This window comes from Ferrigenium kumadai (assembly GCF_018324385.1).
In the GTDB taxonomy this organism is placed as follows: Bacteria; Pseudomonadota; Gammaproteobacteria; order Burkholderiales; family Gallionellaceae; genus Gallionella; species Gallionella kumadai.
On sequence record NZ_AP019536.1, the window covers coordinates 96,958 to 110,641 of the forward strand.

Annotated in this window: 11 protein-coding genes; all 11 read left to right on the forward strand. The window is 64.4% G+C overall.

Annotated features, from left to right (window positions below; genetic code table 11):
• Window positions 1-69 precede the first annotated feature (69 nt).
• The 11 genes from FGKAn22_RS00445 to xth all read left to right on the forward strand — a co-directional run bounded on the left by FGKAn22_RS00445 (window position 70) and on the right by xth (window position 13,680).
• Window positions 70-480, forward strand: a complete 411-nt coding sequence (locus FGKAn22_RS00445) for a response regulator (protein ID WP_212786040.1) — start codon at window positions 70-72, stop codon at window positions 478-480.
• On the forward strand, window positions 470-904 hold the full coding sequence (locus FGKAn22_RS00450; RefSeq protein WP_212786041.1) for a chemotaxis protein CheW: 435 nt from the start codon (window positions 470-472) through the stop codon (window positions 902-904). Before FGKAn22_RS00445 ends, FGKAn22_RS00450 begins: the two co-directional genes overlap by 11 nt.
• Before the next feature lie 24 nt (window positions 905-928).
• Window positions 929-2,635, forward strand: coding sequence for a methyl-accepting chemotaxis protein (locus FGKAn22_RS00455; RefSeq protein ID WP_212786042.1), 1,707 nt, complete (start codon window positions 929-931; stop codon window positions 2,633-2,635).
• On the forward strand, window positions 2,635-6,927 hold the full coding sequence (locus tag FGKAn22_RS00460) for a hybrid sensor histidine kinase/response regulator (protein ID WP_212786043.1): 4,293 nt from the start codon (window positions 2,635-2,637) through the stop codon (window positions 6,925-6,927). Before FGKAn22_RS00455 ends, FGKAn22_RS00460 begins: the two co-directional genes overlap by 1 nt.
• A gap of 66 nt (window positions 6,928-6,993) precedes the next feature.
• Window positions 6,994-7,554: a YqgE/AlgH family protein gene (locus FGKAn22_RS00465; protein WP_212786044.1), complete on the forward strand. Its 561-nt coding sequence runs from the start codon at window positions 6,994-6,996 to the stop codon at window positions 7,552-7,554.
• A complete protein-coding gene (ruvX, locus tag FGKAn22_RS00470) occupies window positions 7,547-8,035 on the forward strand; it encodes a Holliday junction resolvase RuvX (RefSeq protein WP_212786045.1) in 489 nt (162 codons plus the stop codon). Before FGKAn22_RS00465 ends, ruvX begins: the two co-directional genes overlap by 8 nt.
• A 15-nt stretch (window positions 8,036-8,050) precedes the next feature.
• On the forward strand, window positions 8,051-9,007 hold the full coding sequence (locus FGKAn22_RS00475; RefSeq protein WP_212786046.1) for an aspartate carbamoyltransferase catalytic subunit: 957 nt from the start codon (window positions 8,051-8,053) through the stop codon (window positions 9,005-9,007).
• The gene (locus FGKAn22_RS00480; RefSeq protein WP_212786047.1) at window positions 9,004-10,278 is read left to right on the forward strand and encodes a dihydroorotase; all 1,275 of its coding nucleotides are present in this window, start codon (window positions 9,004-9,006) and stop codon (window positions 10,276-10,278) included. The genes FGKAn22_RS00475 and FGKAn22_RS00480 overlap by 4 nt, the downstream gene beginning before the upstream one ends.
• A gap of 56 nt (window positions 10,279-10,334) precedes the next feature.
• Window positions 10,335-12,368 carry a M3 family metallopeptidase gene (locus tag FGKAn22_RS00485; RefSeq protein WP_212786048.1) on the forward strand — a complete coding sequence of 678 codons (2,034 nt, stop codon included), beginning with the start codon at window positions 10,335-10,337 and terminating at the stop codon, window positions 12,366-12,368.
• A gap of 17 nt (window positions 12,369-12,385) precedes the next feature.
• Entirely contained in the window at window positions 12,386-12,922 is a 537-nt protein-coding gene (locus FGKAn22_RS00490; RefSeq protein ID WP_212786049.1) for a glutaredoxin family protein, read from the forward strand.
• Window positions 12,919-13,680 (forward strand): exodeoxyribonuclease III, encoded by a 762-nt coding sequence (gene xth, locus FGKAn22_RS00495; RefSeq protein ID WP_212786050.1) that lies wholly within the window; start codon window positions 12,919-12,921, stop codon window positions 13,678-13,680. The genes FGKAn22_RS00490 and xth overlap by 4 nt, the downstream gene beginning before the upstream one ends.
• The last annotated feature ends 4 nt before the right edge of the window (window positions 13,681-13,684 follow it).

A 13,684-nucleotide genomic window follows, 5' to 3' on the forward strand; every position in this document is an offset into this window, starting at 1 on the left:
AGGGACGGGGGGATGGGCTAGCATCCCGGCGGCAAGCCGCAGGGATGCGTCAAACAATAAGGGGGCAGGTTGAACGGGAGTCTTCCACTGTCGGGAGTGAAGGTGGTGCTGATCGATGACAGCAACACCATACGCCGCAGCGGCGAGATATTCCTGTCGCAGTCGGGCTGCGAAGTCGTGCTCGCCGAGGACGGTTTCGACGGCCTGTCCAAGGTGGTCGACGCCCGGCCCGACCTCATCCTGGTCGATGTGATGATGCCGCGGCTGGACGGCTACCAGACCTGCGCCCTGATCCGGAACCATCCCCAGTTCGGCCGAATCCCCATCGTCATGCTGACCAGCAAGGATTCGCTGTTCGATCGCGCGCGGGGCAAGCTGCTCGGCGTGGAGCAGTACCTGATCAAGCCTTTCGACAAGAGGCGGTTGGTGGAAACGGTGCGGACGCAGATCGGAAGAGAAGGAGCGGACATTGGCGGATAACCGGGGGCATATGCTCGCCGTGCAGATGGGGGGGCAGAACTGGCTGGTGGATCCCGCTGACATCAGCGAGGCGCTGCCGCTGCCGCCGCTGACCCCGGTGCCGCTCACCAAGCCGTGGCTGCGCGGCGTGATGAATGCGCACGGCAGCCTGTATTGCGTCACGGACCTGGCGGCCTATCTGCAGCAAGGTGCGGCTTCCGGAGAGCATGAGAACCGCGTGCTGGTGCTCGCCGACAGGGAGGCTCATGCGGCCTTGCTGGTCGAGAACGTGGTGGGGCTGCGCGAGGTGGGGGGCTGGACGAGGAGCGAGACGGACGGACAGATTCAATATTGCGACGAGCAGGGCGCTATCTGGCGCAAGCTGGATGTGCCCGGCCTGCTGGAACAGCCTGCCTTTCTGCAGACAGGTATCGAGGGCGCCTGATCGCATTCGCGGACACGAAAAAAGATGATATTCAAACCGACATCGCCAGGATTCGAATCACCCGCTGGGCCGCGTCGGGGGCTGTTTCCGGCCGCCCGGAAGATCAGGCTGCTGGGCGGTTCGCTGGTGGTGTTTTTCATCGTCGCCGCCGTCGCCGCGTACATCGACAATCGCGAAGCGGCGCATACCGCACGCTACCTGACGCAGTCCGGCAAGCTGCTGATGCTGTCGCAGCGTCTGGCCAAGGACGCGCAACTTTGCGCGTCGGGGGACGCAGCAGCGTTTCAGGCCCTGTCGCAGGGCAGGGAGAGTTTCGCCGGCATCTTGCGCTTGCTGGACCGGGGGGACGGCAGCTTGCCGGCAACGGCAGGCGCGGCGCGGAAAGTGCTGGATGAGTTGATGGCGAGCGCGAACAATACCCTGCTGAATGTGCAGAGGCTTGAGCAGGGGCGCCCCGCTCTGCTGGCATCAACAGCCGGCGCTTCCGCGGAGCAACTGGCCGCGCAGGCAGGCGAACTGGAGCGGGTGAAAGCCGCGGTCAAGGCCATCCTGGAGAACATCGACCTGGTGCAGGCGCAGAGCCAGCAGCTGGTCGATGCTTACCAGGCCGACTGGACGGCTCGCCTCTCCGGTGTGGTCGCGGCATTCGCCGGTACGCTGGCGTTGCTGCAGTTGCTCGTGCTGGCGAAGGTCTATCTCGACGATACGCGACAGCGCGCCGAGGAAGCGGAAAGCGCCAACCGGCGGAACCAGGAGGCGGTCCGGCGCCTGATGGCGGAGCTGAACGAATTGGCGAGCGGCGATCTGACCGTCCGCGCCACGGTATCGGAAGACATCACCGGCGCGATCGCCGAATCGGTGAACCATACCGCCGAAGCGTTGAGCAAACTGGTGGGACGCATCAACGACGCGTCCGAACAGGTGGGGCGCGCGACGCAACAGGCGGAACAGATATCCAAGGGCCTGCTGGAGGCGGCCCGGAAACAGGCGCAGGATATCCAGGAAGCCGGCGCGGCCGTGCACCGGATGGCCGAGCTGATCCGTGATGTGGACGCCGGCGCCGCGCAGTCCGCCGACGTGGCGCACCGCACCCTGGCGGCGACCGGGCAGGGGGCGCTGGCGGTGCGCAACACCATGGCCGGCATGGACGGCATACGCGAGCAGATCCAGGAGACGGCCAAGCGCATCAAGCGGCTGGGCGAAAGCTCGCAGGAGATCGGCGAGATCGTGAGCCTGATCTCCGACATCACCGAGCAGACCAATGTGCTGGCGCTGAATGCTGCGATCCAGGCCGCTTCTGCTGGCGAGAGCGGACAAGGGTTCGCGGTGGTGGCGGAAGAGGTGCAGAACCTGGCGGAGCGTTCTGCCGAGGCGGCCAAACAGATCGGCGTGCTGGTGAAGGCCATCCAGGGCGATACCCAGGATGCGGTGGAGGCGATGGAGAAGAGCACGCTGGGCGTGGTGGAAGGCGCCCAGCTTGCGGAAATGGGCGGCCAGTCGCTGCGCGAGATCGAGCAGGTGTCCAATGAACTGGCAGCTTTGATCGGCGGCATTTCGGCTTCCATGCAGGTGCAGGCCGGAATGGCCGGTCAGTTGGCCAAGGCGATGCAGGACATCCTGCATATCACCCGGCAGACCACCGACGGCACGAGGCTGACGGCCAATTCCATCGCCCAGCTGACCAGCCTCGCTGCCGACCTGAAGGGGTCGGTGGCGGGCTTCAAACTGTAATGGACAACCAGATATCTTTCGAGCCGGAACTGGCGGTGCGGCTGCCCGCCGAGGTGCTGGAGAGCCCGCCACCCGGCGATGCGCCTGTCCGCTTGAAGGCCGCGCGCAGCCAATACCAGCGCGGCCTGCTGCAATGGTTGCGAAAGGACGATGTGCACGGTGCGTTGCAGGCGATGCAGCAGGCCGTCACGGAGGCATTGCACTGCCTCCCCCAGGATGAAAGCCGTGCCTTCTGGTGGGTGGCCCACGGGCTGCTCGACTGCCTGGGGCAGCAAGGATTGCCTCCCGACCTGGACGCACGCAGGCTGCTCGGCCGGATAGACCAGCAGTTGCGCAATGTCGCCGAAGGCCATGACGGCGATGAGCAGGCGATCATGAACGAGATGCTCTACCTGATCGGGTGTTGCCATGCCGTGAGCGACACGGCCGCGGAGATCAAGCGGGTCTACCGGCTGGAGCGGTATTTTCCGGAACTGACGAAGCCGGCAAAAGATGCCGCGCAAGCGCTCGACGGCATGCTGTTGCAATTGCGACGGGCCGAGGAAAGCTGGGAAAGATTCGTACGGGGCGATGCGGCCGCGCGAACGGAATTCGCGGCATGTGCCGGGCAACTCGCATCGCAGGCCGACAGGCTCGATCGGGGTACCTTGCAAGATCTGGCGCAACAGATCCATTCCTGTGCAAAACAACTCGGTGTGCCGGACAGCGCGCGGCCGCTCGCCATGGACATGGCAATGGCGTTGCTGTTGCTGGGCCAGGGGATCGCGCATTATCTCCGTCTGGATCGCGGCTTCCATGAGCAGGTGCGCATCCTGTCCGGGCGCATGCAGGCAGCGCTGGGCGGACAGCCGGAGGATGCGCTGGCGGAGCTGGTCGAGCTGCATTGCCGGATGGAACAGGACGATGCAGTGGTTCCATTAGCGAAGGAGATGCTCGCGAATCTCCAGCAGGCCGGTCAGGCGCTGGATGCCTTGCCGGGCGGAGCCGGGCACGGCGGATCGTCCGGCCTGCAACGCCTGCTTGGTCAGATACACGGCGGCCTGTGCATCTTGTCTCTGGACGAGGCGGCGCAGCTGTCGCTGGCCATCCGCAACAGTCTTGGCGCGCAGGGCAAGACCATGCAGCCGGAGATGCGTCAGGCCTTGTCCGCCGGGATGAGTGCGCTGGAAGAGGGTCTGCAACGCCTGACGCTGGGACAGGTGCCGGACGCAGCGGCGTTGATTGCGGCGTTGACCGGACTATCCAGCTTGCCCCAAGCGCCGGAGGCCGTGGCCCCCAAGGCTGCTGTCGCGCCTCGGCCGGCAGGCGAAGAGCAGGAATTGCTGGAGGTGTTCCTGGAAGAGGCGCGCGAGGTGCTGGACAGCATGCGCGACAACCTCGAAGTTTGCCAAGCGCAGCCCGGCAGCCGCGAGCCGCTGGCCATCATCCGCCGCGGCTTCCACACTCTGAAGGGTAGCGGGCGCATGGTCGGCCTGAACGAGCTGGGCGAAGTGGCGTGGTGTGTCGAACGTGCGTTGAACAAGTGGTTGCAGGACAACAAACCGGCCACACCGGAACTGCTCGATTTCGTCGGCACCGCGGCACAGTCCTTCGCGGGCTGGGTGGCGGAACTGGCGCGCCGGGGCGAAGCGCGCATCGAGGCGGAGCAGCTGGTTGTGCTGGCCGGGCAGATCGAGCAAGGTTCCGCTTCAGAAGCCGTCACCCAGTCCATCGCTGCGCAGCCAACGCCCGCGGTCGAGTTGCCTGCGGCCGTGCCGCCCGTTGCCGTGTCGGCGCAACCGTTTGGCGGCGACATCGCGCATCCGACCATGCTGTTCGAGGTGGCCAGCGAAGAGGCGCTGCACTATGCGCGCGCCCTGCGCCAGCATTTCACCGCGTTCAAGGCCACGCGCGCAGTGCCGTCCCAGTTCATCTATGCCGCCCATGCCCTTGCCGAGGCGAACCGTCCACTGAAGGTTCTCTCGGTTGTCGAGCTGGCCGCCACACTGGAGGACTGGTTGCGGGTGCGCAAGGACACGACGTTCGAACCGGATGCCGCCCAGTTCGAGTTGCTGGAACAGACTGTCACCGCGCTTGAAGGGATGGCGCAAAGCGTCAGCGAGCAGCGCATGCCGCAGGCGCAACCCGGTCTGGTGCGGCGGTTGCAGTCGGATGGATATGCGCAGGCGGCTGATGATTCGCGGCAGGGCGAAGAGCGGGGATCTCCGGCCGGGACGCAGGTGCGCGACGACGTGGATGCCCAGTTGCTCCCGGTGTTCCTGGAAGAGGCGGACGACCTTGGCCGGAAGATAGATGCGGTGCTGCGGGCCTGGCGCGAATCGCCGGATGACGAGCGCCATGCGCAGGCGCGCACGCAGGCTTCATTCTGGGATGCGCTCAACGGCGATTTCGGCCGCATCGCAAGCTTGCTCGAAGAATTGCGGACTATCGGAGCGGCTTTGACCGGGCGGCGCGCGGGAGACCGCGTGCGGGAATCCGATATGGAGCAGGCCTTGTCCGGCAATATGCTGCGCGTGCGGTCCGAGGTGCTGGATCGCCTGGTGAGCGAGGCGGGGGAAATCGGTGTGGCGCGTTCGAGCATGGATACGGAACTGCATGCTTTCAAGAAAGAACTGCTGGAACTGAACGATATCGCGGCGCGGTTGCGCAAACAGATGCGCGAGGTGGAGATCCAGGCCGAGAGCCAGATGCAGGCGCATTCCCCATCGGGTAGCGACGGTGCGGGGCACTTCGATCCGCTCGAGCTCGACCGATTCAGCCGTTTGCAGGAACTGACGCGCTTCATGGACGAAAGCATGCACGACGTGCAGACCGTGCAGCAGTCGCTGCAGAAGGATCTCGACGAGACCGTCGCGGCGATGTCGGTGCAGGCGCATGCCGGCCGTGAGCTGCAGCAAACCCTGATGAGCGTGCGTATGGTTCCTCTTGCCAGCATCGGTGAGCGCCTGTATCGCATCGTGCGCCAGACGGCGAAGGAATTGAACAAGCGCGCCAACCTGGAATTGCCGGGTGCCGGCGTGGAAGTGGACCGCCGCATCCTGGAACAGATGACCGCTCCGATCGAACATCTGTTGCGCAATGCCATCGTGCATGGCCTGGAAAGCGAGCCGGTACGCATCCGCCACGGCAAGTCGCCCATCGGCGAGATCCGTCTGGGCCTGCGTCAGGAAAACAACGAGGTCGTGTTCGAATTCAGCGACGACGGCGCGGGGCTGAATTTCGCAGCCCTGCGCGAGAAGGCGCTGGAACTGGGATTGATGCGGCAGGACGAGGCCGCGAGCGATGACCGGCTGGCGCAGCTGATATTCGTGCCCGGCCTTTCCACCGCGGCTGAAGTGAGCGAGGTCGCGGGGCGAGGTGTCGGCCTGGACGTGGTGCGCACCGAGGTCGACGCCCTGGGCGGGCGCATCGATGTCAGCTCGAAGAGCGGGCAGGGCACGCAGTTCACCATTCATTTGCCGCTTGCGCTGGCCGTCGCGCAGATGCTGACGGTGCGTTCCGGCGAGGCGAGTTATGCGATCCCGGCAGTTCTGGTCGAGCAGGTGCGGCAGGTGGCAGCGCCGGAACTGGCGCAGCTGTATAACGACCGCCAGATCGTATGGCAGGAAAGGATATATCCGCTCCATTACCTGCCGCACCTGCTGGGCGACGCGGCGCGCATGCCTGAGAGCCTGCCGCGCAACGCGGTGTTGCTGCTGCGCAGCGGCGAGCAGCGCCTCGCATTGCATATCGACGAGTTGCAAGGCAGCCACGAAGCAGTGGTGAAGAACGCCGGCCCCCAACTGGCGCGGTTGGAATGGATTGCCGGTGCGACCGTGCTGGGCAGCGGGGCGGTGACGCTGATCCTGAATCCGGTACGGCTGGTTCAGCGCAACGGCGAGGCGGCCAAAGCCGGCTCTGATTTCCCGCGCTCGCGACCGCTGGTGATGGTGGTGGACGACTCGTTGACAGTGCGCAAGGTCACCACCCATCTGCTGAAGCGGGCCGGCTACCAGGTGGCGACGGCGAAGGATGGTGTGGATGCGCTGGAGCAGCTGGTGGAGATCCGCCCGTCCGTGATGCTGCTCGACATCGAGATGCCGCGCATGGATGGCTTCGAACTGACCCGGCAGTTGCGCCGCGATCCCACGACGCAGAACCTGCCCATCATCATGATCACCTCGCGCGCGGCGGACAAACACCGCGACCATGCGCTGCAATTGGGCGCGAACGCCTATCTCGGCAAGCCCTACCAGGAAGAGGAATTGCTGCAATGGATAGCCGGCTTCGCCCCGCTGCCCGAGTTGGGGTGAATTCCTCCCGCAACTCAGGTCCCAAGCCGATTTGTGAAGGCTGAGCCGGAAGGCTACAATGCCGCCATGTCCGACTTCAACCTCACCAACCATTTTCTCATCGCCATGCCTTCGCAGCAGGAAGGCGTCTTTGGCGGCACGCTGACCTATATCTGCGAGCACAACGAGAATGGTGCACTGGGCATCGTGGTGAACAAGCCGATCAGTCTGACGCTGGGGGAGATGTTCGACCAGATCCACGTCCCGCTGCACGAGCCCAAGCTGCAGAAGATGCCGCTCCATTTCGGCGGACCGGTGCAGACCGAGCGCGGCTTCGTGCTGCACGACACCGAGGGCGAGTGGCAGTCGTCGTTGCGCATCAACGACAAGCTGACGCTGACCACTTCCAAGGATATCCTCGAAGCCCTTGGCGAGGGCAAGGGGCCGCGCCATCTGCTCGTGACGCTGGGCTATGCGGGCTGGGACCAGGGGCAGCTGGAGCATGAGATGAGCGAGAACGCCTGGCTGTCCGTACCCGCCTCCGAACATATCCTGTTCGACCTGCCTGCGGAAGAACGCCTGCCTGCGGCGATGGCGCTGCTGGGGATCGATTACGCGACTCTGTCGGAAGAGGCCGGGCATGCCTGAGGGCATGGCGACCTTCACTCCGTCCGGTACGTTGTTGGGATTCGATTTCGGCACCAGACGCATAGGTGTCGCAATGGGCAATACCCTGCTGTGCCAGGCCAATCCGCTGACCACCATTGATGACGAGAAGAACGACACGCGATTCGCGAAGATCGCGGCGCTGATCGCCGAATGGCAGCCCGCCGCGCTGGTGGTGGGCCTGCCGTGCAACGACGACGGCACGCCGCACGAGCTGACCGCGCTGTGCCGCCGCTTCGCCAACCGCCTCAAGGGGCGGTTCAATCTGCCCACGATACTGGTCGATGAGCGGTATACTTCGCTCGCCGCAAGTGCGCGGCTGGACGAGGCCGGCATCTACGGCAGGAAGCAGACGGCCGTGCTCGACCAGTATGCCGCGCAACAAATATTGCAAGCGTATTTTGACGAACCCTCGGCGGGAAGGCTTCTCGTCCGCGAACCGTCAAGGCGCGATGAGAAATAGATTTTCGAGGTGTCAATGAACAATCCCCAGTTAAACAAGAACGGTGAACTCCAGCACCTGCTGACCACCGAGGGCCTGCCCGCGCGCATCATGCGCGACATCCTCGACCGCGCCGCGACGTTTCTCGATACCACCGACGGGCACGAGATCAAGAAGGTGCCACTGCTGCACGGCAAGTCGGTGTTCAACATCTTCTTCGAGAACAGCACGCGCACGCGCACCACCTTCGAGATCGCCGCGAAGCGTCTGTCTGCAGACGTGGTCAACCTCAACATCGGCTCTTCTTCCACCAGCAAGGGCGAGACCCTGCTGGATACCGTGGACAACCTGTGCGCGATGCATGCCGACATGTTTGTGGTGCGGCACGCGCAGTCGGGCGCAGCGCACCTGATCGCGCGCCACGTCGCGCCGGACATCCATGTCGTCAATGCGGGCGACGGCCGCCACGCGCACCCGACGCAGGCGCTGCTGGACATGTTCACCATCCGCCACTACAAGAAGGAATTCCACAACCTGCGCGTCGCCATCGTCGGCGACGTGCTGCACTCGCGCGTGGCGCGTTCGCAGATCCATGCGCTGACCACACTGGGCGTGCCGGAAGTGCGCGTGATCGCGCCGAAGACGCTGCTGCCGACCATGGTGGAGAACCTCGGCGTGCAGGTCTATCACGACATGGCGCAGGGTTTGAAGGACGTCGACGTGGTGCTGATGCTGCGCCTGCAGAACGAACGCATGCAGGGCGCGGCGCTTCCCTCGGCGCAGGAATACTTCAAGAACTACGGCCTCACCGAAGAGAAGCTGGCGCATGCGAAAGACGATGCCATCGTGATGCACCCCGGCCCGATGAACCGCGGTGTCGAGATCGACTCGCGAGTCGCCGACGGCCCGCGCTCCGTGATCCTGTCGCAGGTGACCTTCGGTATCGCGGTGCGCATGGCCGTGATGAGCATCCTCGCAGGGGGCAAACAATGAATATTCAGATCAAAAATGGTCGCCTGATCGACCCGAAGAACAAGATTGACGCACAGCAGGATGTATTCATCGCTGCGGGCAAGATCGCGTCGATCGGTAGCGCACCGGCGAGTTTCGCCGCGGACAAGGTGATCGACGCCAGCGGACTGGTCGTCGCTCCCGGCCTGATCGATCTCGCGGCGCGGCTGCGCGAGCCGGGCTACGAATACATGGCGACGCTGGAATCCGAGATGGATGCGGCGGTCGCCGGCGGTGTCACCAGCCTCGCCTGCCCGCCGGACACCGACCCGGCGCTGGACGAGCCGGGCCTGGTGGAGATGCTCAAGCACCGTGCGCGCAACCTGAACCAGGCGCGCGTCTATCCGGTCGGCGCGCTGACCGCGGGGCTTAAGGGACAGGAACTGACTGAGATGGCCGAACTGGTCGACGCGGGTTGCGTGGCGTTCAGCCAGGCTGACGCGCCGCTGACCGACACGCGCGTGATGATGCGCGCCATGCAGTATGCCGCGACCTTCGATTATCCGGTATGGATGCGCCCGCAGGACAGCTTCCTCGCGAAGAACGGCGTGGCGCACGATGGCGAGGTGGCGACGCGCTGCGGCTTGCCGGCGATCCCGGTGAGTGCCGAGACCATCGCACTGGCGACAATGCTGCAACTGGCACGCGACACCGGCGTGCGGCTGCATATCTGCCGCATCTCCAGCGCGGCGGGCGTCGAGATGATCCGCGCTGCCAAGCAGCAGGGGCTGAAAGTCACTTGCGACGTCTCGATGAACCACGTGCACCTGTCGGATATGGACATCGGCTTCTTCGATCCGAATTGCCATCTGGTGCCGCCGCTGCGCAGCCTGCACGACCGCGCCGCGCTGCGCTCCGGATTGCTGGACGGCACCATCGACGCGATCTGCTCGAACCACGCGCCGGTTGACGAAGATGCCAAACAGCTGCCGTTCGCCGAGGCTGAACCCGGCGCGACCGGACTGGAGCTGCTGTTGCCGCTGGTGCTGAAGTGGGCGCAGCAGGAAAAGCTTGGCTTGTCCGATGCGTTGGCGAGGGCCACGCTGCTTCCCGCCCGTATTCTCGGTCTGGATGCAGGCCATCTGGCCGTGGGTGCTGCCGCCGACCTGTGCGTGTTCGACCCCGAGGCCTGGTGGAAGGTCGAGCCGGCCGCGCTGAAGAGCCAGGGCAAGAACACGCCGTTCACTGGCTACGAAGTGCAGGGCAAGGTTCGCTATACCCTGGTCGATGGCCAGGTGGTCTACCAGGCTTGATGTATCCAGTCTCCCCCACACAGGGGGAGAATTCGTTTCATTCTCAGAGTTTTCACATGAACCCATTACTCGACTTCACAGGTCTGCCGCGCTTTGCGGAGATCAAACCCGAACATGTCGCTCCGGCCATCGAGCAGCTGCTGAACGAGAACCGCGCGCTGGTGGAACGACTGCTCGCGGACGATGTGCCGCCGACTTGGGACGACTTCGTGCTGCCGATGGAGGATGCCAACGAGCGCGTGTCGCGCGCCTGGGGGCCGGTGGGGCATCTGAACGCGGTGATGAATAGTCCGGAATTGCGCGAAGCCTACAACGCCACGCTGCCGAAGATCACCCAGTATTACGCGGAGCTGGGACAGAACCTCGCGCTGTTCAAGAAATTCAAGGCGCTGCGCGACAGCGCGGAGTTCGGGACGCTGAGCGGTGCGCGCAAGAAGGTCATCGAGAACGAGCTGCGCGATTTCCGCCTCGGCGGCGCGGAGCTGCCGGAAGACAAGAAGGCGCGCTACCTGGAGGTGCAGGAGAAACTGGCGGAACTGTCGTCGCGCTTCTCCGACAACCTGCTGGATGCGACCAATGCCTACACCCTGGTGATCGAGAACCGCGACGAACTGAACGGCCTGCCGGAGGACGTGTTGCAAGCGGCGCGCGAGGCCGCCGAAGCGGCTGGCAAAACCGGCTGGCTGTTCACGCTGAAGGCACCGTCCTACATGCCGGTGATGCAGTACGCCGACAACCGCGCACTGCGCGAGAAGATGTACCGCGCCTATGCGACGCGCGCCAGCGAGTTCGGCGACGCCAAGCTGGACAACGGCCCGCTGATGGACGAGATCGTCAAGCTGCGCGGCGAAGAGGCGGCGCTGCTCGGCTTCGCCAATTACGGCGAGCTGTCGCTGGCGAGCAAGATGGCGGAGACACCGCAGCAAGTGGTGCAGTTCATGCGTGAACTGGCGCAGCGCGCGCGGCCCTTCGCCGAGAAGGACCTCGCCGAATTGCGCGAGTTCGCGCGCAACGAACTGGATCTGTCTGAACTGCATTCCTGGGACATCGGCTACGCCAGCGAGAAGCTGCGCGAAAAGCGTTATGCCTTCTCCGAGCAGGAGGTGAAGCAGTATTTCCCCGAGGATGCCGTGTTGCTCGGCATGTTCCGTCTGGTCGAGACGCTGTATGGCCTGAGCATCGCACAGGCTTCCGCCCCGGTGTGGCACGAGAGCGTGCGTTTCTTCGACATCCGCGATGCGCAGGGACAATTGGTCGGCCAGTTCTACCTCGATCTGTACGCGCGCAACAGCAAGCGCGGCGGGGCGTGGATGGACGATGTGATCACGCGCCGCCGCAAGGCAGAGGGCATCCAGACGCCGGTCGCGTATCTCAACTGCAACTTCTCCGCGCCCGTCGGCGGCAAGCCGGCGACCTTCACGCACGATGAGGTCATCACGCTGTTCCACGAGTTCGGCCACGGCCTGCACCACCTGCTGACCGAAGTGGAAGACCTCGGCGTGTCCGGTATCAACGGCGTGGAGTGGGATGCGGTCGAGCTGCCCAGCCAGTTCATGGAGAACTTCTGCTGGGAGTGGGACGTAGTGCAGGGCATGACGCGTCAGGCTGATAGCGGTGAGAAGTTGCCGCGCGCGCTGTTCGACAAGATGCTGGCCGCGAAGAATTTCCAGAGCGGATTGCAGACGCTACGCCAGATCGAGTTCTCGCTGTTCGACATGTTGATGCACAGCAGCTTCGAGGCAGGTGGCGGCAAGACGATACTCCAGCTGCTCGACGAGGTGCGCGCCGAAGTCGCGGTGCTGATGCCGCCCGACTTCAACCGTTTCCCGCACAGCTTCTCGCACATCTTCGCCGGCGGCTATGCGGCGGGCTATTACAGCTACAAGTGGGCCGAGGTGCTGTCCGCCGACGCCTACAGCCTGTTCGAAGAACACGGCGTGCTGAACCCGGACATCGGCGCGCGCTTCCGTGCCGAGGTGCTGGCGATGGGCGGCAGCCGCGGTGCGATGGAGTCGTTCACCGCGTTCCGCGGGCGCGAACCGAGCATCGCCGCACTGTTGCGGCACAACGGGCTGATCGAGGAAGGCTGATTTCCGGGGAGGGCAAAATGAAACGCATCATTCTGTTGAGTGGGCTGCTGGCGGTATCATTGTTCGCACAGGCGGGGGAGTTGTACCGTTGGGTGGATAAGGCGGGCAAGGTGCATTACGGCGATACGCCGCCGCCTGCGGCCGCGCTGGTCGAGGAAAAGAAGCTCACCGACGTCGTTGCGCCAAGCGCGGATATGCCTTACGAGACGCGCCGCGCGCAGCAGAACTTTCCGGTGACGCTGTATGTAGGGGATGGCTGCGGCGAGTTCTGCGTGCAGGCGCGCGAACTGTTGATCAAACGCGGTATCCCGTTCAGCGAAAAGAACCTGGTCACCCGGGAAGAGATCGATGCATTCAAGGCCGCATCCGGCGGGGATAAGGTGCCCGTTCTGGCTGTGGGCAAGACGCTCATCAGCGGCTTCAGCGCCAGTCGCTGGAATAACGAACTCGACATCGCGGGTTATCCGAAGTCCGCATCCTATCGTCCTCTTCCGGTGCTGCCGGCTCCCGCTGTCGCGAGCGAGGCCGCTCCGGCGAACCCGCCCGCCCCATGAAGCTGGCCACCTGGAACGTCAATTCGCTGAAGGTACGCCTGCCGCAGGTGCTGGACTGGCTCGCCGCCAATCCGGTCGAGGTGCTGTGCCTGCAGGAGACCAAGCAGCAGGATGCCGATTTTCCGCAGGCCGATCTGCTGGCGGCGGGTTACCAATCCGTGTTCAGCGGGCAGAAGACCTACAACGGCGTGGCGATCCTGAGCCGCGGTCCGCTGGACGAGGTGCAGTTCGGCATTCCCGGTTTCGATGACGAGCAGAAACGCGTCATCGCTGCCACGATCAACGGCGTTCGTGTCGTGTGCGTGTATGTGCCTAACGGGCAAAGCGTGGATTCCGACAAGTACCAGTACAAGCTGAAATGGCTGGAGGCGCTCCGTGCCTGGCTTGCCGGGGAGTTGGCGAAATATCCGAAATTGGCGCTGCTGGGCGACTACAACATCGCGCCGGAAGACTCCGATGTCTATGATCCCAAGGCCTGGGAAGGCAACGTGCTGGTGAGCGAGCCGGAGCGCCAGCAGTTCCGCAGCCTGTTGCAGCTCGGACTGCGCGACAGCTTCCGGCTGTTCGAGCAGGCGGAGAAATCCTATTCCTGGTGGGACTACCGCATGATGGCGTTCCGCCGCAACAGGGGGTTGCGCATCGACCACATCCTGATCAGCGAGGCGCTCGCTGCGAAGTGCAGGGGCTGCATCATCGATCGCACACCGCGCAAGCTGGAGCGGCCTTCCGACCATACGCCTGTGGTGGCGGAACTGTAGATCC

Bases quoted from the DNA above. Each gene is read 5' to 3' on its own strand.
- FGKAn22_RS00455 (WP_212786042.1), top strand. From the start codon at position 929: ATGATATTCAAACCGACATCGCCAGGATTCGAATCACCCGCTGGGCCG.
- FGKAn22_RS00460 (WP_212786043.1), top strand. From the start codon at position 2,635: ATGGACAACCAGATATCTTTCGAGCCGGAACTGGCGGTGCGGCTGCCC.
- FGKAn22_RS00465 (WP_212786044.1), top strand. From the start codon at position 6,994: ATGTCCGACTTCAACCTCACCAACCATTTTCTCATCGCCATGCCTTCG.
- ruvX (WP_212786045.1), top strand. From the start codon at position 7,547: ATGCCTGAGGGCATGGCGACCTTCACTCCGTCCGGTACGTTGTTGGGA.
- FGKAn22_RS00475 (WP_212786046.1), top strand. From the start codon at position 8,051: ATGAACAATCCCCAGTTAAACAAGAACGGTGAACTCCAGCACCTGCTG.
- FGKAn22_RS00480 (WP_212786047.1), top strand. From the start codon at position 9,004: ATGAATATTCAGATCAAAAATGGTCGCCTGATCGACCCGAAGAACAAG.
- FGKAn22_RS00485 (WP_212786048.1), top strand. From the start codon at position 10,335: ATGAACCCATTACTCGACTTCACAGGTCTGCCGCGCTTTGCGGAGATC.
- FGKAn22_RS00490 (WP_212786049.1), top strand. From the start codon at position 12,386: ATGAAACGCATCATTCTGTTGAGTGGGCTGCTGGCGGTATCATTGTTC.
- xth (WP_212786050.1), top strand. From the start codon at position 12,919: ATGAAGCTGGCCACCTGGAACGTCAATTCGCTGAAGGTACGCCTGCCG.